Here is a 26,127-nt window from a genome sequence, read left to right as displayed (position 1 = left end):
TCTGGCGATCAGATGGTGACGCAGCCCCGGATGGGATGGGGACACAGGGGCATGGGGACGAGGGATGGCCCGGGAACCGGTCCGGATGACCGTCGCTGCCGCCGGGCGGTTGACCCACCCCGGCACGGACCGGAGCGGATGGCTCTGACCAGAGGTGACGTGGCAGCGCAGAGCCGGGGTCACAAAGACCACGGCCGCGCGTCATAGACAGGTGCCAGGCGTTCCACCTACGAGCGGGTTCAACGACCTGGCAAGGCGGTACTGGGAAGCCGCTGGGTCCAACAAAGCCGGCCCGGACACCGGGCCGGCGGGATCGGTTGTTTCAGTGGCCTTGCTCGTCGCGGCGGCGCTGCCACCGCTCCTCGATCCGGTCCATCACCGATTTACGCTGACGGGACTGACGGGGCTGGCGGCGAGCACCCGCTGCCGCATCCCCCAGGGTCTGCTGCTCACCCGGCTTCGGCGCTTTGCGCCATCCGGTGACCGCCAGGACCGCACAGCCCAGCATGACGAGGAACCCCACCACGCTGATCCAGATCTGCTGCGCGACCATTCCGGCCATGAGGAGCGCGATACCCACCAGGAAGCCCGCGACCGCTTGGTAGACCCGTCGCCGGGTGTACGTACGCAGCCCGCTTCCCTCAAGCGCTGTAGCGAACTTGGGATCTTCGGCGTACAGCGCTCGCTCCATCTGCTCGAGCATTCGCTGCTCGTGCTCCGAGAGCGGCACGGAGTCCTCCTAGTCGTCGGCCGCGGGGGCGACCGTTTGCGGCCCTTTCAGGATAGGCAGGGAATCGCCCCCGTGAAACCCGCCCTCTACGCCAATTCGCCAGCTTGGGCCGCCACGGCGGCTTTGGCTGTTGAGGCGTAGATTCCCCAACCTCCGATCCGTCATGCCGGATGGTGTCCTTCGATCATACGGGGAGATCGACACGATCGGGGGGTCTGTGGCGTACTCCATCTGCGGCTGAGCCCCTGATCAGGCGTGCTTCTCACCCAGGACGTGCAGCTGGGAGGCGACCGAGTGGAACGCGGAGAGCTCGGCGGCGGCTGCCTCCAGCTTGAGGAGGGCATCCAGAGCGCCCGGCTCGGTGTCCACCAGAACGCCGGGAACCAGATCCGCGAAGATCCGTACGCCGTGCACGGCACCGACCTCCACGCCGGCTTCCCCGCACAGTTCGGCGAGCTGCTCGGCGGTGAATCGACGGGGCACCGGGTCACCGTCGCCCCAACGGCCGGCAGGGTCGGTCAGCGCCTGGCGCGCCTCGGCGAAGTGGCCGGCGAGGGCGCGGGCGATGACGGCACCGCCGAGCCCTGCCACCAGCAGACTGATCGCACCCTCGGGCCGCAGGGCGTCCACCGCGTTGCGCACGCCCTCCACGGGGTCGTCCACGTACTCCAGGACCCCGTGGCATAGGACGATGTCGTAGGAGCCGCGTTCCACCACGTCGAAGAGGCCGTGCACATCGCCCTGCACACCGCGGACGCGTTCGGCGACACCGGCCTCGGCGGTGCGGCGCTCCAGCGCGAAGAGGGCATTGGGGCTGGGGTCGACCACGGTGACCCGGTGGCCGAGCTGCGCGACCGGTACGGCGAACGAGCCACTGCCGCCGCCGGTGTCGAGGACGTCGAGGACGTCGGTCCCGGTCGCCTTGACCCGACGGTCGAGAGCGTCCTTCAGGACTTCCCAGACCACGGAAGTGCGCAGGGAGGCCCGGGGCGGGCGCGGTGGGGTCTCCCCACGGGGGGACTGGTCCGGCACGGCAGTTGACTCCTCGGACGGGTGCCGCCCCCGGACCGCTGCGGCGCGACGGGGCGGACGGTGTGCGATGACCTGGGCCGACGGATGTCGGGTCGGACCTGATCGATGGACGCTCGGTGGGCTTGGAACATCTCCCACCCTATTGCCTCCACCGCATGTCCCAGCGTTCCGTCTCAATTGACGGCCTGCACTGGCCGCGGCCCTCACAGCCATTCCTCTCCCCTGTGGAGGAGGACATGCTTGCTGGATCCGCGGCACCGTCCCCGCCCCTGCGGCCGACGGACCTCTTCCGCGAACCTTGCCCGGCTCCGGGAGGCACCCCCCCGGAGAGGGCCTCAGTGGCCCATGGGACCTCAGGCTCTCCGCACCGCTTCCGCCGCCGCATCCTCCTGCGCCGCATCCGTCTGGCCTTCCCTCGGGAGCGGCAGGACCGGTTGGACGATCAGCATCCGCTCGACGAGCCGCAGGAACATGGCGGCGTCACGCAGGAGTCCATCGGCGTCGCGGCTGCTCGCCGCACCGGCTATGCCGGCTTCGGCCCGCGCCCGACGGGCGGCGCCCGAGGCGAACAGGGTGCTCCACTCGGCGAGTTCGGGTGCGGTCTCGGGCAGCAGTTCCCAGGCGGTGCGGATGCCTGCCCGCCGACCGCGGCGGGAAGCACTCCCCGAGGCCGGCGGCCCTGCGGGCGAGCCATCGGGATGCCCCCGGGCGGCCAGTACGGCCGCCGCGGTGCGCAGAGCGGCCAGATGGGCCCTCGCATAGCGCTCGTTGGGCACGTCGAGGGTGGCGGCCTCATCGAGCCCGGTGCGGGCCTGGGCCAGGAGATCGAGGGCCGCGGGCGGCGCCGTTGCGCGCCGCAGGACGGGGTGGACGTCGCTCGCGGGCCCGGCCAGTGAGGGGACAGGGCCGGTGACACGGCGCCGGTGTGCGGCGGCCGGATGACGGTTGGCCATGACGAGCCTCCTGTCGTCGTGTGACGGCTCTGTAGCCGTATGTACCCATCGTGAAGGGCGCCACTGACAATCGGCCTCTACCTGCGCTTTTGCCGTGATCAAAGGTTCGCGATAGTTTTTGAACTGACTGGTCAGTTCAAAAGAGGGGGACGTGTGGACGGACCACGCGGGGCGCACATCAGCGCCGAGGGCCTCGGGCTCAAGGGGCCGCGGGGTTGGGCGTTCCGGGGAGTGGACCTCCAGGCCGAACCGGGCTCGCTCATCGCCGTCGAAGGGCCGTCCGGCTCCGGGCGGACCTGCCTCCTGCTCGCCCTCAGCGGCAGAATGCGCACCACCGAAGGCAGTGCCGAGGTCGATGGACTCCCCCTGCCGCGCAAGCTGGCCGCCGTCCGTGCGATCAGCGCCCTGGGCCATGTGCCGGGAGTCAATGAACTCGATCCGGCGCTGACCGTCTCCGAGCACCTACGCGAACGGGCCCTCATGCAGCGCCGGTTCGACGGCTCGCTGACCGAACTCACCCGGAGCCTGCTGCGCTCACGGGCTGACCGTCGCGCCGGCGCACGGCGACGGATCGACGAGGCGTTGGAAGCGGCGGGACTCGACCCTGCCGCACTCCCCAAGGGGGACCGCACGGCGGTACGCGATCTGGAGCGACTGGAGGCCCTTCGGCTGTCCGTCGCCCTGGCGTTGATCGGCCGCCCGCGACTGCTCGCGGTCGACGACACCGACCTCAAGCTCTCCGTCGCCGATCGACGCGCCGCCTGGGCGCTGCTGCGGTCGGTCGCCGCGGACGGCACGACCGTACTGGCGGTCTCCAGTCAGGCTCCGCCGGACGCCACGACCGTACGGACCGCCGTATCGACCGCGACCGCACCGCACTCCGACGACCCGGTTGCCGACCAGGTGGAATCCGGTGACCGGGACGACGACAGCGCCGGGACGCACGAGGACACGACGGGCGAGAAGAACGAACGGGACGCACAGAGGGGAACGTCGGATGCGCTCGCCGAGACTGGCCGCGCTTGAACTCAAGAGGTTCGGCAGGGGAAAGCTGCCACGCGCCGCGATCGTCGCGGTCGTGTTGCTGCCGTTGCTGTACGGGGCGCTGTACCTGTGGTCCTTCTGGGACCCGTACGCACAACTCGACCGGGTGCCGGTGGCCCTCGTCAACGAGGACGACGGTGCGACCGCGCGGGGCGAGCAGATCTCCGCGGGCGACGACATCGCGCGGGGCCTGACCGACAGCGATGTGTTCGCCTGGCACGAGGTCAGCGCCGATGAGGCACGCGAAGGCGTCGAGAACGGCGCGTACTACCTCTCCCTGACCCTGCCGAAGGACCTCAGCTCACGCATCGCGTCCAGCGAGGGCGACTCCCCCGAGACCGGCGCGCTCCAGGTGCACACGAACGACGCCAACAACTACCTCGTCGGGCAGATCTCCCGGACGGTGTTCGCCGAGGTCCGCACGGCTGCGTCGGCGAAGGCGTCGCGCGGCTTCCTGGACCGGATCTTCATCTCGTTCTCCGACATCCACACGGCGACCGAGGAGGCCGCCAAGGGCGCGACCGAGTTGAAGGGCGGAATCGGGGAGGCCAAGAAGGGCTCCCATGACCTCGCGAAGGGCCTCAAGGACGCGAAGGCCAGCACGGGAAAGCTGGCGGGCGGTCTGACCGGGCTCACCGAGGGAGCCGGTGAACTGGAGTCGGGCTCACGGCAACTCGCCTCCGGGACACAGACCCTCGCGGACAAGGTCAACGGCATCGCCGACGGCGTCCGTCCCCATCTGAAGGACGACGGCAAGTCGATCGGAAAGGCGGCCCGAGTGGCCGCCGACTCCTCCCGGGCGCTGCGCGAACGGATGGAGACCATGGTGAGCGCGGCCCCGACCACGGCCACCACGGCGCGTACCTCGGCCGATGAACTGGCCGCGATCCACCGCGAGCGCTGTGTGGAGGCAGAGCAGCCGGATGCGGCCTGCCCCGCCCTCCAGCAGGCCAGTACCGCGGCCACGGCCGCGGCGGGTGCTGCGAAGGACGCCAACGCCCTGGTGCAGGGGAACAAGCGCGAGTTCAAGAGGTTCGACGCCAAGCTCGCCGACCTCCAGGGCGCGGCGGACGACCTCGCCCGGCGCTCCCCCCGTCTCAACGACGACCTCGATGCCGCCGTGAAGAAGGTCAACGCCCTCAACTCCGGGGCGAAGAACGTCTTCCAAGGGGCGAAGAAGCTGCATTCGGGGCTGGGCGGCGCGCGGTCCGGCTCCACCCAACTGGACTCCGGGGTCGGCAAGCTGACGAAGGGCGCCGGGAACCTGGACGGCGGACTGTTCAAGCTCGCCGACGGATCCGCCGAGCTGGCCGGCGGCCTCAAGGACGGTGTCACCAAGATTCCGGACTACGACGAACCGGACCGTGACCGCCGTACGGAGGTGATGGCCGACCCCGTACGCCTCGCGAGCAAGTCCTTGAACGAGGCGCCCAACTACGGCACCGGCTTCGCTCCGTACTTCATCCCGCTCTCCCTGTGGGTGGGGGCCATGGTCGCCTACATGATCGTTTCGCCGCTCAACCGTCGGGCGCTCGCCGCGGGAGGCTCTGCCTGGCGGATTGCGCTGGCGGGGTGGCTGCCGGTGGTCGCGATCGGACTGGTGCAGGTCGGCGCACTCATGTCGGTACTGCACTGGGGACTCGGGCTGACCATGGCCCACGCCGGCGGCACGGTCGCGTTCCTGGCACTCACCATCGGCTGCTTCGCCTCGATCATCCAGTGGCTGAACGCCCGTTTCGGTGCCGCGGGACGCATCCTCGTACTCGCCGTGCTGATGCTCCAGTTGACCTCTGCCGGCGGCACCTATCCCGTCCAGACCAGCCCGGCCTTCTTCAACGCCCTGCACCCCTTCCTGCCGATGACCCATGTGGTCGAGGCGCTGCGCAGGCTGATCACGGGTGGTGGACTCGGTCCGGTGTGGCAGGCCAGCGCCGTCCTGCTCGCGTTCACCGTGGGCGCGCTCGCCCTCACGGCACTGTCCGCACGCCGCAAACAGGTGTGGACGTTGGACCGACTGCACCCCGAACTGAGCCTCTGAGGTGCCGCGAAGAGCCCGGAGCGATCCGGGAAGCGGGTCGAACCTGTGAGAATCGGCACCATGGACGCGAGGGACAGCAGCAGCACCAGACGCCGGGCAACACGGGCGAAACTGTACGAGGCGGCAGTGACACTGATAGCCGAGCAGGGTTTCTCGGCGACCACGGTGGACGAGATCGCCGAGCGCGCCGGAGTGGCCAAGGGCACGGTGTACTACAACTTCAAGAGCAAGACGGAACTCTTCGAGGAACTGCTGCGGTACGGGGTCGGGCTGCTCACCGCCTCACTCCAGTCGGCCGCCGACCGGACGGCCGAGCGCGGCGGTACGAAGGTGGCCGCGCTGGACGAGATGATCCGGGCCGGCCTGGTCTTCATCGACCGCTACCCGGCCTTCACCCAGCTGTACGTGGCCGAACTGTGGCGTACCAACAGGGCATGGCAGTCGACCTTGCTGGTGGTGCGCCAACAGGCGGTCGCCGTGGTCGAGACGGTGCTCCGGGAGGCCGTGGACAACGGCGAGCTCAGCGCCGAGATCGACATTCCACTCACCGCCGCCGCCCTCGTGGGGATGGTGTTGGTGGCGGCGTTGGACTGGCAGTCGTTCCAGCGGGAGCGGACGCTCGACGATGTCCACGCCGCACTCTCCCGCCTGCTGCACGGACGGGTGAGCGGTCGCTGACCCGCACCACCCTTACCGGAAGGCCCGTCCCGTCCGGAGCCGGAAGAAGCGGGCGTACGAAAGACACCGGCCCGGTGGCACCCGAATCTTCGAGTGTCCACCGGACCGGTGTCCGTACCGCTTCCCCCGTCGTTCCCCCGCGGTTCCCCGTGCCCCACAGGCGTTTCCCCCGTGCCCGTGGGGCTCGTACTCCCCCGTCCCCCTCCCGTGAACCCCTCTGATCCCCCGTGGGTCCTTGGGCTCTCCGCTCCCCCGCAGACGCGGAGAGCCCAAGGTCGTTCATCGGTGTCGGGCCGGATGTCCCGGAGGAGCCGCGCCGTTCCGCCACCCCGTGTCGGCGGTACCGGCGCCGGCCCCTCCTGCGTGATCACCACTCTTCCCTCCGCAGGATGACGGCCCATCCGTACGGATACTCAAGTCGACGGCTAGGTACCGGTACTCACCGCTGCGCATCCGGCCCCAGCGCCGAGCGGCGGTCCCTGGATACGATCGCGTCCGTGTCCGTACTCCCCCTTGTGTTCACGAGCGGCTGGGCCAGCGGGATCAACGCCTACGCCGTGGTCCTGCTCCTCGGCGTCTTCGGCGCCACCGGACTCACCGACGAAGTGCCCGAATCGCTCCAGCGCACCGATGTGCTGATCGCCGCGGGGGTGCTGTTCCTCTGCGAGGCCGTGGCGGACAAGATTCCTTACGTCGACTCGGTGTGGGACGCGGCCCACACCGTGATCCGCCCGGTCGCCGGGGCGGTCGTAGCGGCGCTGTTGGCCGGTGAGAGCGGCTCGCTCCCGGAACTGGCGGCCGGCGCTGTGGGCGGTTCCACCGCCCTGATGAGCCATCTGGTCAAAGCGGGCACCCGGATGGCGGCCAACACCTCTCCCGAGCCGTTCAGCAATGTCGCCCTGAGCGTGACGGAGGACCTCGGCGTCGCCGGGATCATCACGTTCGCCATGTTCAATCCCGTGGCGGCTGCCGTCATCGCGGCAGTGCTGCTGGTACTGGGCCTCGTCACGGTCGTCCTGCTCGCCAGTAGGATCCGGCGCTTCCTTCGGCGCAGAGCCCAGCGCCGTGAGGAGAGACGTCTGGCGGCGGGCGGCAGACCTTCGGGGTGAACGGCCGGTCCGGCACACCCGGCGGCGGTGTCAGTGGCGGTCGATAGAGTCGGCGGCATGGCACGGATTGCAGTGATCGGCTCGGGAATGGGCGCCATGGCGGCGGCTGCGCGGCTCGCCGTGGCCGGCCATCGGGTGACGGTGTTCGAGCGCTCGGAGACCTACGGCGGAGCCGTGGGATCCGTTCGGCGTGACGGGTTCGTCTTCGACACCGGACCGGGCCTGCTGCACCTCCCGGCCGTATGGCGGGACCTGTTCGTCAAAACCGGCAAGGAACCGCTGGAGCAGTGCGTCGATCTGGTGCAGACCGACCCGGCGAGTCGTCATCTCTTCGCCGACGGTACCGATGTCTCCCTGCCCAACGCGTCCAGGGCCGGAATCGTCTCAGCGCTGGAGGGGGCGCTGGGTTCGGGGGCGGGTGAGCGGTGGGGCGCGTTCCTCGGGCGGGCCCGGGAGGCGTGGGACCGCTCGCGCCGGCCGCTGCTGGAGGAGCCGCTGCGGTCGGACCGGCAGTCGCTGGAGCGTGATCCATATCCCGCGGTGCGCCAGCGCAGACTGCTGCGTTCCCGCCAGGCCGGCACGGTCGCCGAAGTGGGCGCCTGGGAGCTGGGCGATGCCCGACTGGCCGCCCTCTTCGACGCGTACGCCCTCTCCTACGGCCTCGACCCGCGCAGCGCCCCGGCAGGCGCAGCCCTGCTGCCGTACATGGAGCAGACCTTCGGCAGTTGGTATGTGACAGGGGGGCTGCGGGAGTTGGCCCGCGCGGTGTACGAGCGCTGTGTCGCCCGCAGGGTCGAGTTCGTCTTCGGCGCCGAGGTCGCATCGATCGTCGAGCGGGACGGCCGGGCAGCCGGGATCACCCTGGCCGACGGGACCGTCGCAGAGGCGGACTGGGTGGTCGCGGGTGTCGAGAACGCCCGGGACCTGTTCGACCGCCCGCTCCAGCAGGACGACGGGATGTCCGCACAGCCGGTGAACCCGTCCGCCACGGTGCAGCCGGGTAGGTTCACGGTTCTGTTGGCGCTGCGGGGCGCCCGATCGTCGACCGCCCACCGGACGGTGGTGCACTCACCCGACACGCAGGCGGAGGCGGCTGCCGTCTTCAGTGGCCGGGCCGCCGAACACCCCACGGTCACGGTGCTGCGCCCCGACGATCCGCTGACCCGGCCGGACGCCGAGCACGAGGCGATCACCGTGAGCGCCACGGTCGCGCGGCAGGGCGAGCGGCTCGACTGGTCCGACAAGGCGTTGCGCGAGCGCTATGCGGAGCTGCTGATCGACACGGCGGGGCGAGCGACGGGCGGGGCGCGGGAGCTGCGCGAAAGACTGTTGTGGCACGAGGTCCTGACACCGGTCGAGACGGGTGCGTTGACCGCGCCCGCGCTGGCCGGGGCGCAGGGGCGTTGGCTGCACCCGGGGAACAGCACGCTGCTGCCCGGGCTCCTGCTGGTGGGGGGTCATGCCCACCCGGGCGGCGGGCTGGCGCATACGGGGATGTCGGGAGCGCTCGTCGCCGGTCTGATCGTCGAGGGAGCGGACTTCCGCGGGTCCCAGTGACCGCGAGCGGAGCGAACAGCCTCAGTAGCGGTACTGCTGGTCGTTCTGGCCGGAGTCATAGCCGTACTGCACGGGTTCCTCGTGCGGCTGCTCATCGGTGTCGCGCTGCTGCGGGACCCACACGCCTCCCGGAGGGGTGTCCGAGTAGGGCTGCTGGGCGTAGTAGGGGTCCGTCGCGTACGGCTGCTCGTTGCCGAAGCTGTCGTAGCTCTCGTAGGTGCCGTACTGCTGTCCGCCGACGTACGGGTCCGAGTAGGCCGCGTACTGCTGCTGCCCGGTGCCGTAGTCGTACTGCCCGACCGGGTTCTCCTGCTCGGTGGGCTGCTGCTGGGCGTAGTACGGGTCGAAGGCGCTGGCGTATGCGTCCGTGTGGGCTTCAGAGCCTCGGGGATCGCCTGCGGTGGGGCTCTGGTGCTGTTCGTCGTCCTGACGGGCGTTCAGGGCGTCGTAGGCCGCATCGCTGTAGACGCCGTACTGACCGGTCTCGTCGGGCAGGGGCAGCGGCTCGTATATGGCCTGGGGCCCCACGGTGGTCTCCATGGCGGCGAACGCCTGCGCGTTCTCCTCGATGGGCGACACCTCAAGGGCCGGCTCGCGCGGACCGTCGCCACTACCCGCCCGACGGCGACGGCTCGCCCCCGGACCGCCGCCGATGGCCCAGCCGGTGGAGAAGCCCTTGCGGAAGGAGAGCGTCACACAGGTCTGGCCGATGGCGAAGGCGATGGCACCGAGACCGATGACGGCAACGGATGACATCAGTACGCCGATGACCACTCCGAGGAAGCCGCCGAAGGCCAACAGCCGCCAGCGCAGCCGCGCCTTGTACTGCAGCAGTACCTCGCCGAGCAACCACAGCGCGACGACACCGAAAGCGATATAGAGGACCGTCCAGCCCATGCCCGCCCCTCTCCTTCGGCCGCCGCCCCGGCTCAGGACGGGTACGGCCGGTCACGACTGCACGTGCAGTCCGAGATTCTCGTAGATTTCGAGCGTCGCCGTCGAGTTGTTGAGCGTGATGAAGTGCAGACCGGGGACACCCTCGGAAAGCAACTCTGCGCAGAACTCCGTTGCGAACTCGATACCCATGGAGCGTACAGCGGTGGGATCGTCCTTGACGGAGTGGATGCGATCTTTCAGCTCGGACGGGAATGCGGCATTGCTGAGCTGAGCGAATCGTTCGAGCTGCTTGACGCTCGTGACCGGCATGATCTCGGGAATGATGGGGGTGTCGCAGCCTGCCGCGGTGACCCGGTCGCGCAGTCGCAGATAGTCCTGCGGCTGCCAGAACATCTGGGTGATCGCGTAGTCCGCCCCGGCCCGACATTTGGCGATGAAGTGTCGGATGTCCGTATCCCAGTCCTGGGAGCGCGGATGCATCTCGGGGAAGGCGGCGACGCCGACGCAGAAGTCCCCCGACTCCTTGATCAGCTGGACCAGATCGGCCGCGTACTCGACGCCTTCGGGGTGCTTGATCCACTCCGCGGTCGGGTCACCGGGCGGGTCGCCGCGGACCGCGAGGATGTTGCGGATACCGGCGTCCGCGTACTGGCCGATCATGTTGCGCAGTTCCGCGACGGAGTGGTTGACCGCGGTGAGATGGGCCACCGGGGTCAGCGTGGTGTCGGAGGCGATCTGCTCGGTCGCCCGCACCGTCCCGGAGCGGGTGGAACCGCCGGCGCCGTAGGTCACCGAGACGAAGCTGGGAGCCACCGCCTCGATCCTGCGCAGAGCGTTCCAGAGGTTGCGCTCGCCCTTTTCGGTCTTTGGCGCCCAGAACTCGAAGGAGTAGGAGGTCTTGCCTGTGGCGAGCAGTTCGCGCACTGTCAGTGCGCGATCCGTCCTGGTCGATGAGGTTCCGAGGGCCATGCTCGCAGGCTAGCGGGGCCCGGGAAGGCATCCCAACCGGAGTCCATCTATCGGACACACACTGTCCGTAATCGGGCGGTGGAGATCGATATCGGCTGCGCTCAGTGATCGCGCGCCACGATCCGTGCCCTGAGTGCTGCTGCGGCGGCGGCCGGGTCGGCGGCCTCCGTGACGGCCCGGACGACGACCACCCGCTGTGCACCGGCGTCCAGCACCTCCTCGAGGTTCCCCGCGTCGATGCCACCGATGGCGAACCAGGGTCGTTCGGTGGTGAGGGCGGCCGTGTGTCGGACCAGGTCGAGGCCGGGAGCGTGGCGCCCCGGCTTGGTGGGAGTGGGCCAGCACGGTCCGGTGCAGAAGTAGTCCACTCCGGGCTCCACGGCCGCGGCGGTGGCTTCGGCCGCGGAGTGGGTGGAACGCCCGATCAGGGGTGCGGCTCCGATGATGGCGCGGGCCGCGGGTACGGGCAGGTCGCCCTGCCCCAGATGGAGCACGTCCGAGCCGATGGCATGGGCCACGTCGGCGCGGTCGTTCACCGCGAGGAGCTTGCCGTGCCTGCGGCAGGCGTCCGCGAAGATCCGGAGGTGCTCCAACTCCTCCGCCGCCTCCATGCCCTTGTCCCGCAGTTGCACGATGTCCACCCCGGCGGAGAGGACCGCGTCGAGGAAGTCGGGGAGGTCCCCCTGCCGGGTCCTGGCGTCGGTGCACAGATAGAGCCGGGCTCCGGCCAGGGCGCTGCGCAGCGGCTCGGCGTCCGCCACCGCCCGTGTGGACGGTTCGGACGACGGCGCGTGAGTCGCGGACATGCTGATCCCCCCGGAGTTGCTCGGCGGTGTGCGGCCGGACCGTGACACGGTCGACATGGCCGCACACCGCTGGTGCTGTGTCGTTCGCGATGGCGCGACCCGGGCGGGGTGGGCCACCGTGGGTGCAGAGGCGGCGGCGAACTCCGCGGCCTCCCAGGTATGACGGGATGTGTCGGACGCGGCCCGCGGGCTGTCCCGTGGTTCCCGGCGGGCGCTCGACGACAGCCCTAGACGGCGAGTGCCTGCGCTCTGCGCTTCACCTCCGTGCCGCGGTTCTCGCTGAGCGCCTGGGCGGGGGTGCCCGGCAGAGACGGGTCGGGAGTGAAGAGCCACTCCAGCATCTCCGCGTCGGTGAAGCCGTCATCCCTCAGCAGGGTCAGGGTTCCGGCGAGCCCCTTCACCACCTTGTCCTCGCTGATGAAGGCGGCGGGGACGTGGAGCGCCCTGTTCTCCCCGCGGCGCACCGCGATCAGCTGGCCCTCCTTGACCAACTGCCTCACACGGGTCACCTCGACTCCGAGCTTCTCCGCGATGTCGGGGAGGTTGAGCCAGTCAGGCACGAGGGCATCGATCTTTGCGTCAATCTCGGTCACGGGACAAGCCTGCCATCTGGGACTGTCAGCCGGTAGCCGGGCCCCGGTGCTCAAGCGTGGCCATCCGGGGATGTGTCAGGGGAATCGCTGGTCAGCGGCCTGGTACAACGCCCATTTCGATTTACTGGGAAGCGGCCTTCAGAGGGATGGACGGGTCGGCGGCGCGCTCGACGACCAAGGGTGCGCCGCTCTGGATGAGCTTGCGCCCCTGCGCCAGGTCGCGGGGCCGGCCCACGGCGAGCAGGGCGACCAGCGCCCCCCGACGCAGCCAGAGCACCGACCAGCCCGCGGCCTCCGCGTCATCCGTGTTGTCGGGGTGGCCCCGCCACACCGTGGTGTCCGCAGCCGCGTGGTCGCCGGCGTACTGCACGAACCTGCCGAACTGCTCGGACCAGAAGTACGGCACGGGGTCGTAGGTGTGCGGTGGGGTGCCCAGCCCGTCGGCGATCACGTTGGACGCGACCGTCCGGGGTCCCTGGAGCGCGTTGTCCCAGTGGTGGATGAGCAGGCGTCTGCCGTAGCGCGCCGAGGGGAAGGACGCACAGTCGCCCACCGCGTACACGGACGGCAGGGAGGTCCGCAGGTGCTCGTCGGCGACGATGGCGCCGTCCGCTCCGATCTCGATGCCCGAGTCGGACAGCCAGGAGGTGGCGGGCCGGGCCCCGATGCCGACGACGACGGCCCCGGCGGGAATGCGCCGGCCGTCCGCGAGCAGTACCGAGCCGTCTTCGATTCCGGCGACCCGAGCGCCGGTGAGCAGGTGCACTCCGCTCTGGCCGTACCAGGCCGCCATCGGAGCCGCGACCTCGGCGGGCAGCGCACCGACCAGTGGGAGGTCCGCGGCCTCGACCACGGTGACCGCACAACCGGCCGCCCGGGCCGCCGTGGCGAACTCGGCACCGATCCACCCCGCGCCGACGACCACGATGTCGTGCTGCCGGTCGAGGACGGGCCGCAGTCGGGCCGCATCATCGAGGGTGCGCAGCAGATGGACGCCCGGGACGCCCTCGGTGCCCGGCAGTTCGATCGGTTCGGCCCCGGTGGCGATGATCAGGGTGTCGTAGGGGACGGGCCCCGCCTCGGTGTCCAACTCCTTCACGGCGGCGCGCACTCCGGTGACGTCGACGCCCAGGCGGAGTTCGATGTCCAGTGCCTCGAAGTCGACCTCGAAGGCGGAGTCCTCCGCCTTGCCGAGCAGTACGGCCTTGGAGAGGGGCGGTCGGTCGTACGGCTGGTGGGGTTCGGCTCCGATCAGGGTGATGGGGCCGGTGAAGCCCTGCTCGCGCAGTGCGACGGCGGTCTGCACCCCCGCCATGCCCGCACCGACGACCGTCACGCGCTGTCTCTGCTGCTCGCTCACGCCTCCACCCTAAACAGCTGACGTAGCGTCAGGGGAGCGGGGCGACCTCTTCGACCACGCTCGTGCCGCGGCCCTCCTGCGATTCCCACTCCCAGGTCTCGTCCAACCGGATCCGTCCGTCGGGCAACTCGACGACCGAGGAGACGCAGTGACCCGATGAGGTGGTCCCATCGGTCTTGAGCTGGACGTAACGGAAGTCGATCCGATCGCCCTCGCGGGACCCGACCAGGAAGCCCTGGACCACGTCACCGCCCTCGTACTCGGCCCAGATCCGACCCTCCCGCTCGTGGTAGGCGAACCGGGTGCTGGTGCCCACCTGGCCCGGTGCCTGATCCGCGACGGGGGCGAGGACGAGCCCGTCCAGTGACCTTGCCATGCTCCGTACTCCCTCGTTCCTGGGCCCACTCGATCGAACCGGGGGCCGCTGCGGTGCGCGGCCGACACTTAACGCGAGTTGGGGCCGGGGGTTAGGGTGGCCACCGTAAAGCACTCGCGGGAGCCCGGACGCACCGGGCTGAGAGGGAGGCTGACCGGCCTCCGACCGTACGAACCTGATCCGGGTCATGCCGGCGAAGGGAGGAGCTGGCCCACCGTGCCGTACATTCCCCGCACCCGCGCCACCGCGCAGGGCGCGCACGAACCGTCCCGGGGCATCGACGTCCTCGTCATCGGGGGCGGGATCATCGGCCTGGCGACGGCCTGGCGGACCGCACAGCACGGCCTGAACGTCGCCGTCGTCGATCCGACGCCGGGCGGCGGTGCGGCCCAGGTCGCCGCGGGCATGCTCGCGGCCGTCACCGAACTCCACTACGGCGAACAGGCGCTGCTCGCCCTCAATCTGGAATCCGCCCGCCGCTACCCCGACTTCACCGCCGAACTGGAGGAGTGCAGCGGGCAGGAGGTCGGTTACCGACCCTGCGGCACCCTGGCGGTCGCCCTCGACAGCGACGACCGGGCCCATCTACGGGAGCTCCACGCCCTGCAACAGCGCTCCGGGCTGGAATCGCAGTGGCTGTCGGGCCGCGAGTGCCGACGCCTCGAACCGATGCTCGCCCCGGGCGTACGCGGCGGGCTGCGGGTGGACGGCGACCACCAGGTCGACCCGCGGCGGCTCACCTCAGCGCTGGTCACCGCCTGCGAACGGGCCGGGGTGGTCTTCCACCGCCAATGGGCACAGTCCCTCACCGTTCGCGGCGACCGGGCGGTGGGCGTCCGGCTCGCGGACGGTCGGGAGCTCCACGCCGAGCAGGTCGTGCTCGCGGGCGGCAGCTACAGCAGGGACCTGGAAGGCGTGCCGCCGCACGTCCTGCCACCGGTACGGCCGGTCAAGGGGCAGGTCCTGCGGCTGACCGTGCCCGCCGCCTTCGCCCCCTTCCTCTCCCGGACCGTCCGGGCGGTGGTGCGGGGCGGCTCCGTCTATCTGGTGCCCCGACACGATGGCGAACTCGTCGTCGGCGCGACCAGCGAAGAGTTGGGATGGGACACCACGGTCACCGCGGGAGGCGTCTACGAACTGCTGCGGGACGCCCACGAACTGGTGCCCGGCATCACCGAACTCCCCCTGGTCGAGACCCGGGCCGGGCTGCGCCCCGGCACCCCGGACAACGCCCCCCTGTTGGGCCCGACCGCACTGCCCGGCCTGCTGGTCGCCACCGGGCACTACCGCAACGGTGTCCTGCTCACCCCCCTCACCGCCGATGTGATGGCCTCGGCCCTCGTCTGCGGCGTCGTGCCCGACGAGGCGCTCCCCTTCGCCCCGCACCGCTTCTCCTCCCTCGCCCAGGAGCACTCCGCATGAACACTCGGCCCGTGGCGGTGTCCATCAACGGTGAGCGGCACGAGGTGGCCGCCGGAACCACTCTGGACACCCTGGTCGCCCAGCTCACCGCCGCTCCGACGGGCGTCGCGGCGGCGGTGAACGAGACGGTCGTGCCCCGCAGCAGCTGGGGGCTGACCCGGCTCGACGAGGGAGACCGTGTCGAAGTCCTCACCGCCGTCCAGGGAGGCTGACCCATGACCACGCCCAGCTCCCCCGCCTCTCCTGCCTCTCCTACCTCTCTCGCCTCCGCAGCCCCAGGGATCGCTGGAGTCACCGGCTCGGACGATCCGCTCATCATCGCGGACACCTCCTTCGCCTCCCGACTGATCATGGGTACGGGCGGGGCACCCAGCCTTGACACCCTGGAACGCGCCCTCGTGGCCAGCGGCACCGAACTCACCACGGTGGCCATGCGCCGCCTCGATCCCACCGTGCAGGGCTCCGTGCTCTCGGTCCTCCACCAACTGGGCATCCGCGTCCTGCCCAACACGGCGGGCTGCTTCACCGCGGGCGAGGCCGTACTGACCGCGCGGCTCGCCCGGGAGGCCCTGGGCACCGACTGGATCAAGCTGGAGGTGGTCGCCGACGAGCGGACCCTGCTGCCTGATCCGGTCGAACTGCTGGATGCGGCGGAGACCCTGGTCGACGACGGTTTCACCGTGCTGCCCTACACGAATGACGATCCGATCCTGGCCCGGAAGCTGGAGGACGCGGGATGTGCCGCGGTGATGCCCCTCGGGTCGCCGATCGGCTCCGGGCTGGGCATCCGCAATCCGCACAACTTCCAGTTGATCACCGAGCGGGCGCAGGTGCCCGTGATCCTCGACGCGGGCGCGGGCACCGCGTCGGACGCCGCCTTCGCCATGGAACTGGGGTGTGCCGCCGTGATGCTCGCCTCCGCCGTCACCCGGGCCCAGGAGCCGGTGCTGATGGCACGGGCGATGCGGCACGCCGTCGCAGCCGGCCGCCTCGCCGCGCGGGCCGGGCGCATCCCCCGCCGGCACTTCGCCCTGGCCTCGTCACCGGAGACCGGCAGGGCCGAGTTCGACCCGGAGCGCCCGGCGTTCTAGACCGGAACACCTCGCTCCAGCAGTAGCCGTACGGCCGCGCGGAGCACGGTTCGGCACACCCGTCGAGCGGGCGTCCCGCCTCGGTGCGAAGGCCCCCGTCAACCGGCCCCGGCGGGGTAAGCGCAGGCCCGTAGGCGTGTGTGCGCTGTCACAGCTCTGCTGCGGTACGGCCGCGACCAGATCGGGGTGTCCGTACCGGCTCGTAGAATCGCTCCGTGGACACGACCCTCCAGGACCCCCTCGTCGGGCAGCTGCTCGACGGCCGCTACCGCGTTGACGCGCGCATCGCCGTCGGCGGTATGGCCACGGTCTACCGGGCCGTCGACACCCGTCTCGACCGCGAGCTGGCCCTCAAGGTCATGCACCCCGCCCTCGCCACGGACGTCACCTTCGTCGAGCGTTTCATCCGTGAGGCCAAGTCGGTGGCGCGGCTGGCCCACCCCAATGTGGTCGCGGTCTTCGACCAGGGCGCCGAGGGTGCCTATGTCTATCTGGCGATGGAGTACGTCGCCGGCTGTACCCTGCGTGACGTACTGCGGGAACGGGGCGCACTCCAACCGAGGGCCGCGCTCGACATCCTCGAAGCCGTGCTCGCGGCCCTGGGCGCAGCGCACCGCGCCGGGTTCGTCCACCGCGACATCAAGCCGGAGAACGTCCTCATCGGTGACGACGGCCGGGTGAAGGTGGCCGACTTCGGACTGGTGCGCGCCGTGGGTTCGGTCACCAACACCACCGGCACGGTCCTCGGCACGGTCTCCTACCTCGCCCCCGAGCAGATCGAGGACGGCACGTCGGACACCCGCACCGATGTGTACGCCTGCGGGGTCGTGCTCTACGAGATGCTCACCGGCGCCAAACCGTACGGTGGCCAGACACCGGCGCACGTCCTCTACCAGCATCTGCACGAGGACGTTCAGCCGCCGTCCGCGCTGGCGCCCGGGCTCGCGACGGAACTGGACGCGCTGGTGGCCAGCGCCACGGCCCGCAACCCTGATGACCGCCCCGACGACGCGGTGGCGCTGCTGGCCCGGGCGCGCCGTGCCAGGGCCGGGCTCAGCGACGAGCAACTCGATCTGATGCCGCCCCGGGCGTCGGCCGTCGATGCCACCCGGGCCCCTTCCGACCGGGAGCCGTCCGCCGATCGCGCGGGCTCCCAGGAGCGTACGGACGTGATCAGCCGGGCCCTGCCCGCTCCGGAGTCCGGGGTCAGCCATACGGCTCGGTTGGTGCTGCCGCCGACGGCACCGGACCGTACCCGGGTGCGCCGCCGGCCGGCCCTGCCACGACGCGGCATCCTCGCCGCCCTCACGGTCCTGCTGCTGGTCCTCGGTGTGGGTGCCGGCGTCTGGTACATCAACTCCGGGCAGTTCACCCGCGTACCCGCCCTCATCGGCAAGACCGAGAAGGAGGCCCGCCAGGACCTCAGGGATTCGGGCCTCGATGTGCGCGATGTACGCAAGGAGTTCAGCGAGACGGTCGAACGCGGGGCCGTCATCAGCAGCGATCCGGCCACGCACGAGCGCATCCGCGGCAATGGGTCGGTCACGCTCATCGTCTCGCGCGGCCCGGAGATCGTCCGGGTGCCCGACCTCAGGGGCGAATCGCTCGATGACGCGGAGCGGGCGCTGCGGGACGTCGGGCTGGCGCCCGGCGTGGTCACCAAGGCGTTCAGCCAGGAGATTCCGCAGGGCGCGGTCATCCGCACGGATCCGGGGGCGGGGACGGGCCGCAGTCCGGACTCCGCGGTCGCGATCGTCGTCAGCAAGGGAGCCCCGATCACGGTGCCCGATGTCACCGGGCGGCCGGTGCAGGAGGCGACGAGCGTGCTGGAGGGTGCCGGCTTCGAGGTCGAGGTGGCCACGGAGCGGGTGTTCGCACCCGGGGCGGCCGGGACGGTGGCACGGCAGTCCGCGCCTTCGGGCACCCGGCTCGCCAGCGGTGACACCTTGACGCTGACGGTGTCCAAGGGGCCGCGGATGGTCGCGGTTCCCGATGTGGTGGGGCAGAGCGCCGGCGATGCCAAGAGCGCACTGGAAGCCGCCGGCTTCCGGGTGAAGACCGAGAAGAGCTTCCCGTACCTCGGTGACACGGTGGAGAGCCAGTCACCCGGTGGTGACGACGAGGCGCCCGAGGACAGCACCGTCACCATCAAGATCAAGGGTCTGTGATCGCCGTGTCCCGGTGAGCCGCCGCGGCCGTGACCGCCGACGACAACACCCCGTACCGGGGCCGCATGTCGTCGCAGGGGTCCCGTCGATCCCGAACGTGCCCGTCAGCCCGTCCCACCTGACCCACCCGTCCCCGCGTGAGAACAGCGAGAATCGAGAACCGCATGCGCAACCCCGTCGGCGGCCATGTCCCCGTGGCGGGAGGTCTCGCGACCATCGGCCTCGGCTACGCCCGTGAGTTGAAGGCCGAGGCCGTCCAGGTCTTCGTGGCCAATCCACGCGGCTGGGCGACCCCGTCGGGGAACCCCGCACAGGACGAGCAGTTCCGTGCCGGATGCGCCGAAGCAGGACTGACGGCCTGGGTCCACGCTCCCTATCTGATCAACTTCGGGTCGCACACCGAGGCGACCGCCGAGAAGTCGGTGGAATCGCTGCGGCACTCCTTGCGCCGGGGCCGGGAGATCGGCGCACAGGGCGTCGTCGTCCACACCGGTTCGGCGACCGGGGGCCGTACCCGTGAGGTCGCATTGGCCCAGGCGAGGGAGTTGATGCTGCCGCTGCTGGATGAACTGACCCATGACGACGATCCGTTTCTGCTGCTGGAGTCCACCGCCGGACAGGGCTTCTCGCTCTGTTCACGGGCGGAGGACTTCGGCCCCTACTTCGACGCCCTGAACGCCCATCCCAAGCTCGGCATCTGCTTGGACACCTGTCATATCCATGCCGCGGGCCACGATCTCGCTGACCCGCTCGGGGTGCAGCGGACGCTCGACCTCCTGGTGAAGACGGTGGGTGCAGGGCGGCTGAAACTGATTCACGCCAATGACTCCCAGGAGGCTGCCGGTGCACGCAAGGACCGGCACGCGAACATCGGTGCCGGTCACATCGGGGTGGAGGCGTTCCGGGAGCTGCTGCGCCATCCCGCGACCGACGGCGTGCCGCTGGTCATCGAGACGCCCGGAGGGCGGCAGGGGCACGCGGCCGATGTGGAGCGGCTGAAGAGCCTCCGCTGATGACTAATACCCTATAGGGGTATAGGGTTTCCGTCGTTGACCGGAACCGCACACCTGACTTTGGGGATCCCTCATGCAGCACGACGCTCACGCCCATCGGGCGGGTCATGACCGGAGCGCGGACGGCACGAGCCACCAGCACACTGAGCCCGCCCACCCAGAGCACACCGGGCACGCAGAACCCGATCACTCAGGGCACGCCGAGCACCCAGACCACGCCAAGCACTCGGGGCACAGCGGGCAGTCGCAGTCCGAGCACTCATCCGGCAGGGCGGATCACAGCGGGCACGACAGCCACACCGGGCACGGAGCTGAGGGCGGCGTCAGTTGGTCCATGGCCGCCAGGGCGACCCTCCACTGCCTCATCGGCTGCGCCATCGGCGAGGTGCTGGGCATGGTGATCGGCACGGCCCTCGGCTGGCACAACGTTCCGACGATGGCGCTCGCGATCTTCCTGGCCTTCATCTTCGGCTACTCGTTCACCATGATCACGATCCTGCGGGCCGGCCTCAGCTTCAAGGCCGCGGTCAAGGTCGCCCTGGCCGCCGACACGCTCTCCATCCTGGTCATGGAGATCACGGACAACAGCGTGCTCGCCCTCTGGCCCGGAGCCATGCACGCCCAACTGTCCGATGGCTTGTTCTGGTACGCACTGGCGATTGCCTTCGTGGTCGCCTTCCTGGTCACCACCCCGGTGAACAAGTGGCTGATCGGCCGGGGCAAGGGCCACGCCGTCATGCACCAGTTCCACTGACGCGAGCAGCAGCGCACGACGAAGGGCCCCGGCATCCGCCAGGGCCCTTGCCTCGTTCAAGACAACACATGCCAGCCACTTCGACACGTGTCAGTTACAACTCCGGACCGTCCCCGGGCTCCTCTTGGTAGGAGTACCGCTGCTCTTCCCAGGGGTCGCCCAGATTGTGATAGCCGCGCTCTTCCCAGAACCCGCGACGATCCGCCGTCATGTACTCGACGCCGCGGACCCATTTAGGCCCTTTCCAGGCATAGAGATGGGGAACCACCAGCCGAAGCGGAAACCCATGCTCCGCCGTGAGCAGTTCGCCGTCCTTGTGCGTGGCGAAAATCGCTCGCTCGGCCATGAAGTCGGAGAGCCGCATATTTGCACTGAAGCCGTACTCGGCCCAGACCATGACATGGGTGACGTCGTCGGCGGGCGGTGCGAGTTCAATGATGGTACGGGCGGCCACACCGCCCCATTCGGCCCCCAGCATGCTGAACTTCGTCACGCAGTGGAGATCGGCCACCACCGTGGAGAACGGCAGCGCGGAGAACTCCTCGTGGTTCCAGCAGTGCTTGTCCCCGTCGGCAGTCGCCCCGAAAACCCTGAATTCCCAACGGTCCGGCTTGAATTTGGGGACCGGGCCGTAGTGGGTGACCGGCCAACCGCGCTGGACTCGCTGTCCCGGTGGAAGCGTGGACTCCTCTGCTGCGCGGTAATCCCGGCTCTCCGGCTGACCCATGCGTTCCATGGTGACAGACCGGGAGGGGTGGTCATGACCAGGTCTGGCCCGATTCGGGCAACTCCTACTAAGGAGGCACTTACTGGACGGCTCACTACGGCAATGCAAGGATGCGCGAACCTGCCCCCGAGCCACACACGTGGAAGGAGCTTCTGCGATGCAGGGCGACCCCGAGGTCATCGAGTTTCTCAATGAACAGCTTACGGCCGAGCTGACGGCGATCAACCAGTACTTCCTCCACGCGAAGATGCAAGAGAACTTCGGCTGGACGAAGCTTGCCAAGTACACCCGGGCGGAGTCGTTCGATGAGATGAAGCATGCAGAGGTGCTGACCGACCGCATCCTCTTCCTCGACGGCCTGCCGAACTACCAGCGACTGTTCCACGTGCGGATCGGTCAGACGGTGACCGAGATGTTCCAGGCCGACCGTCAGGTCGAGGTCGAGGCGATCGACCGCCTCAAGCGCGGCATCGACGTCATGCGCGCCAAGGGCGATGTGACGTCGGCGAACATCTTCGAGTCGATCCTTGAGGACGAGGAACACCACATCGACTATCTCGACACCCAGTTGGAACTGGTCGAGAAGTTGGGCGAACCGCTGTACATCGCCCAGCTCATCGAGCAGCCGGAGAGCTGAGCACTCTCCAACGAGACGCATGCCCGGGCCATGGGCCTGGACGGGTGCTCGGGACGGACCGGTGGATGACCATCGTCGGATCGTCGGGCATCGCGTCAGGCGGCTTCGTTCAGCTCCGATACGACGCTCAGGGCCGGCTGGCCCTGGTCGAGCAGCTCACGCCGCGGGCAGTTGCCCCGGCCGAGGATCGACTGGATGCGTCGCACACAGGACCCGCAGTCGGTGCCGGCTTTGCAGGCGGACGCTATTTGGCGCGGAGTGTGGGCGCCGGCGTCAGCGTGTTCCTTCACCTGCTTCTCGGTGATGCCGAAGCATGAGCAGACGTACACGCGGGTCACCTCCCCGACGGGCCGATGGATCTAGGGCGTGCCTTTTCCGATTGATCGTCCCGATTGATCGGTGAGGCAAACCTAACCTTACCCGCCTTGGGGGTGGCTGAAAACAGTGTGGGGCACGTATCACATGGATACGTGCCCCGCACCGCTGTCCAAGCCAGCTGATCAGCTCACTGGTCGCGGTACATCTCGGCCACCAGGAAGGCCAGGTCCAGCGACTGGCTGCGGTTCAGCCGGGGGTCGCAGGCCGTCTCGTACCGCTGGTGGAGGTCGTCGACGAAGATCTCGTCGCCACCGCCCACGCACTCGGTGACATCGTCACCGGTCAGCTCGACATGGATGCCGCCGGGGTGGGTGCCGAGCGCCTTGTGGACCTCGAAGAAGCCCTTGACCTCGTCGAGGACGTCGTCGAACCGGCGCGTCTTGTGGCCGGATGCGGCCTCGAAGGTGTTGCCGTGCATCGGGTCGGTGACCCAGGCGACGGTCGCACCCGACGCGGTGACCTTCTCGACCAGTTCCGGAAGCTTGTCGCGGACCTTGTCGGCGCCCATGCGGACGATGAAGGTCAGCCGGCCCGGCTCACGGTCGGGGTCGAGCCGGTCGATGTACTGGAGGGCGTCGTCCACCGTGGTGGTCGGGCCCAACTTGATGCCGATGGGATTGCGGATCTTCGAAGCGAACTCGATGTGCGCCCCGTCCAGCTGGCGGGTGCGCTCGCCGATCCAGACCATGTGGCCGGAAACGTCGTACAAGTGGCCCGTGCGCGAGTCGATCCGCGTCAGCGCCGACTCGTAGTCGAGCAGCAGCGCCTCGTGCGAGGCGAAGAACTCCACCGTGCGGAACTCCGCGGGATCGGTACCGCACGCCTCCATGAAGTTCAGGGCGTTGTCGATCTCGCGGGCGAGCTGCTCGTAGCGCTGCCCGGACGGGGAGGACTTCACAAAGTCCTGGTTCCAGGCGTGCACCTGGCGCAGGTCCGCGTAGCCACCGGTGGTGAAGGCGCGCACCAGGTTGAGCGTGGCCGCGGAGGCGTTGTACATCCGCTTCAGCCGCTCGGGGTCCGGGACACGGGCCGCTTCGGTGAAGTCGAAGCCGTTGACGGAGTCGCCGCGGTAGGTCGGCAGCGTCAGGCCGTCACGGGTCTCGGTCGGCTTGGAGCGCGGCTTCGAGTACTGGCCCGCGATACGGCCGACCTTCACCACGGGCACGGATGCCGCGTAGGTGAGGACCGCCCCCATCTGGAGCAGGGTCTTCAGCTTGGCGCGGATGTCGTCGGCGCCCACGGCTTCGAAGGACTCGGCGCAGTCGCCGCCCTGGAGGAGGAATGCCTCTCCGCGGGCGACGGCCGCCATCCGGGCGCGCAGTTGGTCGCACTCCCCCGCGAAGACCAGCGGGGGGTAGCTCTCCAGCTCGGCGACGACCCCGCGAAGAGCTTCGGGATCGGGATACTCGGGCTGCTGCGCGGCAGGCAGGTTTCGCCAGGTGGGCACCGGGGCAGCTGAGCTCTCAACGTTCATCGTCACGCTCTTTAGGTTACGACGTTGCCGGGCCGTACTCCCCGGCCGCTCACACTCTGGACAGCGATCTTCCCGGCTTCCGACCGACTCCCTGGGAGCACGGGCGTGCGATGGGGCGGGTGGGGCGCGACTTTGGCGCATCTTCCGGGCGCAAGGTGGTTTTGGTCACAGCCGCTCGGCGCGACCCTCCGTGCGCTACAGTTCCCGGCGTGACCGCACATGTGCAGCAGAACTGGTGGTGGACCGCTCACTCGGCGGCCCACTGACTGCGCACGGCGCAATCGGATTTCACACAGGCCGCCCGAGGGGCGGCCTTCGGTGTTTCCGCAGTGAAACCGGCCGTTCCTCCTCCCTCTCACTGGAAGGAACAGCCCGGATGGCAACCGCCGCGAACCCCGTGCACAACCTCGCCCGGCTCCTCGACGACGACTGTCCACCCTTCGCCCTGCTGCGCAGACGCACCCCCGGTCACGATCAGGACCTGGTGGAGGTACTGATCGGCTCGGTGCGGGAGGTCGACACCCTCGCCGAGATCCCGGTCTCACCGCGCCCCTCGCTCGCACTGGTCCCGTTCCGGCAGATCGCTGAGCGCGGCTTCGAGGTCCACGACGACGGGACACCGCTGAGCGTGCTGGTCGCGGACGAGTCCTGGGCGCTTCCGCTCGACGAGGCGCTGCGGACGCTGCCCGCGCACGCGGTGACCGTCACATCGGGCGCCTTCGACATCGGGGACGCCGAGTACGCCGATGTCGTGCGCCGGGTGATCGAGGACGAGATCGGACAGGGCGAGGGGGCGAACTTCGTGATCCGCCGCACCTTCACCGGTGAGGTCCCCGGGTTCGGACGGGCGGACGCGCTGGCCCTGTTCCGACGGTTGCTCGCCGGTGAGCGCGGCGCGTACTGGACCTTCGTGGTGCACACCGGGGAGCGCACGCTGGTCGGTGCCAGCCCGGAGGTGCACGTGCGGATGAGCGGCGAGACCGTGGTGATGAATCCGATCAGCGGCACGTTCCGCTATCCGCCCGAGGGTCCCGACCCCGAGGCGCTGCTGCGCTTCCTCGACGACGCCAAGGAGCGAGACGAACTGTCGATGGTCGTCGACGAGGAACTGAAGATGATGTGCACCGTCGGCGACCGGGGCGGGGTCGTCGTCGGCCCGCGGCTGAAGGAGATGGCGCACCTCGCCCACACCGAGTACGAACTGCGCGGTCGCTCCTCGTTGGATGTGCGCGAGGTGCTGAAGGAGACGATGTTCGCGGCGACGGTCACCGGATCGCCGGTGCAGAACGCCTGTCGGGTCATCCGACGGTACGAGGCGGGGGGCCGCGGCTACTACGCGGGCGCGCTCGCCCTCCTCGGCGTCGACGCGGGAGGGCAGCAGACGCTGGACTCCCCCATCGCGATCCGCACGGCCGACATCTCGGCCGACGGTCGGGTGCGGGTGGCGGTCGGAGCCACTCTGGTGCGCCATTCGGACCCCTTGGCCGAGGTGGCCGAGACGCACGCCAAAGCGGCCGGGGTGCTCGCGGCGCTCGGCGTGGGCCCGCAGCGCCGAGAGGCGGGGCCCGAGCGCCCCCGACTGGCCGACGACCTCCGGGTACAGGCGGCCCTGGAATCCCGGCGGGCATCGCTCGCCCCGTTCTGGCTGCGGATGCAGGAACGCGCTGTCGAGCCCACGGGACACGCCCTGATGGTCGACGGCGAGGACACCTTCACCGCGATGCTGGCGCATCTGCTGCGCTCGACGGGGCTGGAGGTCACCGTGCGGCGCTTCGACGAGCCGGGGCTGCGGGAAACGGCACTGGCCCATCCGGGACCGGTGGTGCTGGGCCCGGGGCCGGGCGATCCCACCGATGCGTCCGATCCGAAGATGCGGCTGCTGCGGGCGCTGACGGCCGAACTGCTGGCGGGTCCTCCCCGTGGGCTGCTGGGCGTGTGTCTGGGACACGAGTTGATCGCAGCGGAGCTGGGATTGCCGGTCGTACGGAAAGCGGAGCCGTACCAGGGCGCGCAGGAGAGCGTCGACCTGTTCGGACACGAGAGGACCGTCGGCTTCTACAACAGTTTCACCGCCCGGTGCGACGACCGGATGGCCGCGGAACTCATGGGGCGGGGTGTGGAGACGGCCCGCGATCCATTGACCGGGGACGTCCATGCGATGCGAGCGGCCACCTTCGCCTCGGTGCAGTTCCATCCCGAGTCGGTGCTGACCCTGGAGGGCCCGGCGGTGGTCGCGGAGTTGTTGGCGGCCACCGCGCTGCCGCGCGGCTGATGGCCCGGGGTGCGGGGGCGTCCCGGGCGGCCCCGCACCCGCGTCAGCC

General features: G+C 69.7%; 26 protein-coding genes and 1 riboswitch. Of the genes, 14 read left to right on the top strand and 12 right to left on the bottom strand.

Features of this window, described 5'->3' with window-relative positions:
- Positions 1-322 precede the first annotated feature (322 nt).
- From ACFXJL_RS14465 to ACFXJL_RS14455, 3 genes are all read right to left on the bottom strand, one after another.
- Entirely contained in the window at positions 323-730 is a 408-nt protein-coding gene (locus ACFXJL_RS14465; RefSeq protein WP_329017462.1) for a DUF3040 domain-containing protein, read from the bottom strand.
- Between the two features lie 249 nt (positions 731-979).
- Positions 980-1,696, bottom strand: a complete 717-nt coding sequence (locus tag ACFXJL_RS14460; protein ID WP_384692707.1) for a class I SAM-dependent methyltransferase — start codon at positions 1,694-1,696, stop codon at positions 980-982.
- Positions 1,697-2,115: 419 nt separating this feature from the next.
- A complete protein-coding gene (locus tag ACFXJL_RS14455; protein ID WP_358880133.1) occupies positions 2,116-2,715 on the bottom strand; it encodes an SAV_6107 family HEPN domain-containing protein in 600 nt (199 codons plus the stop codon).
- 153 nt (positions 2,716-2,868) lie between these two features.
- On the opposite strand from ACFXJL_RS14455, the gene ACFXJL_RS14450 reads away from it, so the two are divergent.
- The 5 genes from ACFXJL_RS14450 to ACFXJL_RS14430 all read left to right on the top strand — a co-directional run bounded on the left by ACFXJL_RS14450 (position 2,869) and on the right by ACFXJL_RS14430 (position 9,141).
- Positions 2,869-3,741 (top strand): ATP-binding cassette domain-containing protein, encoded by an 873-nt coding sequence (locus ACFXJL_RS14450; protein ID WP_384692296.1) that lies wholly within the window; start codon positions 2,869-2,871, stop codon positions 3,739-3,741.
- Positions 3,713-5,797: a YhgE/Pip family protein gene (locus tag ACFXJL_RS14445; RefSeq protein WP_384692293.1), complete on the top strand. Its 2,085-nt coding sequence runs from the start codon at positions 3,713-3,715 to the stop codon at positions 5,795-5,797. The genes ACFXJL_RS14450 and ACFXJL_RS14445 overlap by 29 nt, the downstream gene beginning before the upstream one ends.
- Before the next feature lie 60 nt (positions 5,798-5,857).
- On the top strand, positions 5,858-6,475 hold the full coding sequence (locus tag ACFXJL_RS14440) for a helix-turn-helix domain-containing protein (RefSeq protein ID WP_329017473.1): 618 nt from the start codon (positions 5,858-5,860) through the stop codon (positions 6,473-6,475).
- 497 nt (positions 6,476-6,972) lie between these two features.
- Positions 6,973-7,584 carry a DUF4126 domain-containing protein gene (locus ACFXJL_RS14435; RefSeq protein ID WP_358880130.1) on the top strand — a complete coding sequence of 204 codons (612 nt, stop codon included), beginning with the start codon at positions 6,973-6,975 and terminating at the stop codon, positions 7,582-7,584.
- A 57-nt stretch (positions 7,585-7,641) separates the two neighbouring features.
- Positions 7,642-9,141, top strand: a complete 1,500-nt coding sequence (locus ACFXJL_RS14430) for a phytoene desaturase family protein (RefSeq protein WP_384692289.1) — start codon at positions 7,642-7,644, stop codon at positions 9,139-9,141.
- A 21-nt stretch (positions 9,142-9,162) separates the two neighbouring features.
- Here the strand turns inward: ACFXJL_RS14430 and ACFXJL_RS14425 are convergent, their stop codons facing one another.
- The 3 genes from ACFXJL_RS14425 to thiE form a co-directional block, all read right to left on the bottom strand.
- Positions 9,163-10,038, bottom strand: coding sequence for a hypothetical protein (locus tag ACFXJL_RS14425; RefSeq protein ID WP_384692286.1), 876 nt, complete (start codon positions 10,036-10,038; stop codon positions 9,163-9,165).
- A gap of 51 nt (positions 10,039-10,089) precedes the next feature.
- Positions 10,090-11,007, bottom strand: a complete 918-nt coding sequence (gene metF, locus ACFXJL_RS14420) for a methylenetetrahydrofolate reductase [NAD(P)H] (protein WP_358880127.1) — start codon at positions 11,005-11,007, stop codon at positions 10,090-10,092.
- 101 nt (positions 11,008-11,108) lie between these two features.
- Positions 11,109-11,813, bottom strand: a complete 705-nt coding sequence (gene thiE / locus ACFXJL_RS14415) for a thiamine phosphate synthase (RefSeq protein WP_384692283.1) — start codon at positions 11,811-11,813, stop codon at positions 11,109-11,111.
- Here thiE and ACFXJL_RS14410 point away from each other — a divergent pair.
- A complete protein-coding gene (locus tag ACFXJL_RS14410; RefSeq protein WP_384634717.1) occupies positions 11,812-11,976 on the top strand; it encodes a hypothetical protein in 165 nt (54 codons plus the stop codon). The two genes, thiE and ACFXJL_RS14410, sit on opposite strands and share 2 nt — an antisense overlap.
- 64 nt (positions 11,977-12,040) lie before the next feature.
- Here the strand turns inward: ACFXJL_RS14410 and ACFXJL_RS14405 are convergent, their stop codons facing one another.
- The 3 genes from ACFXJL_RS14405 to ACFXJL_RS14395 all read right to left on the bottom strand — a co-directional run bounded on the left by ACFXJL_RS14405 (position 12,041) and on the right by ACFXJL_RS14395 (position 14,142).
- Positions 12,041-12,406, bottom strand: a complete 366-nt coding sequence (locus ACFXJL_RS14405) for an Rv2175c family DNA-binding protein (protein WP_358880124.1) — start codon at positions 12,404-12,406, stop codon at positions 12,041-12,043.
- 121 nt (positions 12,407-12,527) lie between these two features.
- Entirely contained in the window at positions 12,528-13,721 is a 1,194-nt protein-coding gene (locus tag ACFXJL_RS14400) for an NAD(P)/FAD-dependent oxidoreductase (RefSeq protein ID WP_384692704.1), read from the bottom strand.
- Between the two features lie 73 nt (positions 13,722-13,794).
- Positions 13,795-14,142, bottom strand: a complete 348-nt coding sequence (locus ACFXJL_RS14395; RefSeq protein ID WP_358880123.1) for a hypothetical protein — start codon at positions 14,140-14,142, stop codon at positions 13,795-13,797.
- Positions 14,143-14,248: 106 nt separating this feature from the next.
- A riboswitch (TPP riboswitch) is annotated at positions 14,249-14,362 on the top strand.
- Positions 14,363-14,367: 5 nt separating this feature from the next.
- Between ACFXJL_RS14395 and thiO the strand changes: the two genes are divergently transcribed.
- The 6 genes from thiO to ACFXJL_RS14365 all read left to right on the top strand — a co-directional run bounded on the left by thiO (position 14,368) and on the right by ACFXJL_RS14365 (position 20,590).
- Entirely contained in the window at positions 14,368-15,564 is a 1,197-nt protein-coding gene (gene thiO / locus ACFXJL_RS14390; protein WP_358880159.1) for a glycine oxidase ThiO, read from the top strand.
- Positions 15,561-15,776 carry a sulfur carrier protein ThiS gene (thiS, locus tag ACFXJL_RS14385; RefSeq protein ID WP_358880122.1) on the top strand — a complete coding sequence of 72 codons (216 nt, stop codon included), beginning with the start codon at positions 15,561-15,563 and terminating at the stop codon, positions 15,774-15,776. The genes thiO and thiS overlap by 4 nt, the downstream gene beginning before the upstream one ends.
- 3 nt (positions 15,777-15,779) lie before the next feature.
- A complete protein-coding gene (locus tag ACFXJL_RS14380) occupies positions 15,780-16,655 on the top strand; it encodes a thiazole synthase (RefSeq protein WP_384692278.1) in 876 nt (291 codons plus the stop codon).
- Between the two features lie 215 nt (positions 16,656-16,870).
- The gene (gene pknB / locus ACFXJL_RS14375) at positions 16,871-18,823 is read left to right on the top strand and encodes a Stk1 family PASTA domain-containing Ser/Thr kinase (protein WP_384692275.1); all 1,953 of its coding nucleotides are present in this window, start codon (positions 16,871-16,873) and stop codon (positions 18,821-18,823) included.
- 164 nt (positions 18,824-18,987) lie between these two features.
- Complete coding sequence (locus ACFXJL_RS14370) at positions 18,988-19,836, top strand: deoxyribonuclease IV (protein ID WP_384692701.1); 849 nt, start codon at positions 18,988-18,990, stop codon at positions 19,834-19,836.
- Positions 19,837-20,170: 334 nt separating this feature from the next.
- Positions 20,171-20,590 (top strand): DUF4396 domain-containing protein, encoded by a 420-nt coding sequence (locus ACFXJL_RS14365; RefSeq protein WP_358880157.1) that lies wholly within the window; start codon positions 20,171-20,173, stop codon positions 20,588-20,590.
- Between the two features lie 94 nt (positions 20,591-20,684).
- Here the strand turns inward: ACFXJL_RS14365 and ACFXJL_RS14360 are convergent, their stop codons facing one another.
- Positions 20,685-21,317, bottom strand: a complete 633-nt coding sequence (locus ACFXJL_RS14360) for a sulfite oxidase-like oxidoreductase (protein WP_384692272.1) — start codon at positions 21,315-21,317, stop codon at positions 20,685-20,687.
- A 157-nt stretch (positions 21,318-21,474) separates the two neighbouring features.
- Here ACFXJL_RS14360 and bfr point away from each other — a divergent pair, with 157 nt between their 5' ends.
- Complete coding sequence (gene bfr, locus ACFXJL_RS14355; protein ID WP_329017510.1) at positions 21,475-21,954, top strand: bacterioferritin; 480 nt, start codon at positions 21,475-21,477, stop codon at positions 21,952-21,954.
- Between the two features lie 95 nt (positions 21,955-22,049).
- Here bfr and ACFXJL_RS14350 read toward each other — a convergent pair whose 3' ends face one another.
- Positions 22,050-22,292: a (2Fe-2S)-binding protein gene (locus ACFXJL_RS14350; RefSeq protein WP_329017513.1), complete on the bottom strand. Its 243-nt coding sequence runs from the start codon at positions 22,290-22,292 to the stop codon at positions 22,050-22,052.
- A 167-nt stretch (positions 22,293-22,459) separates the two neighbouring features.
- Entirely contained in the window at positions 22,460-23,806 is a 1,347-nt protein-coding gene (locus ACFXJL_RS14345; protein ID WP_383536960.1) for a class II 3-deoxy-7-phosphoheptulonate synthase, read from the bottom strand.
- Positions 23,807-24,182: 376 nt separating this feature from the next.
- Here ACFXJL_RS14345 and ACFXJL_RS14340 point away from each other — a divergent pair, with 376 nt between their 5' ends.
- Positions 24,183-26,078, top strand: a complete 1,896-nt coding sequence (locus tag ACFXJL_RS14340; RefSeq protein ID WP_384692268.1) for an anthranilate synthase family protein — start codon at positions 24,183-24,185, stop codon at positions 26,076-26,078.
- Positions 26,079-26,127 lie beyond the last annotated feature (49 nt).

The organism is Streptomyces sp. NPDC059256 (assembly GCF_042753785.1).
Lineage (GTDB): Bacteria > Actinomycetota > Actinomycetes > Streptomycetales > Streptomycetaceae > Streptomyces.
Note: the sequence above shows the minus strand (reverse complement) of the source record. Positions and strands in the feature narration are given on the sequence as shown.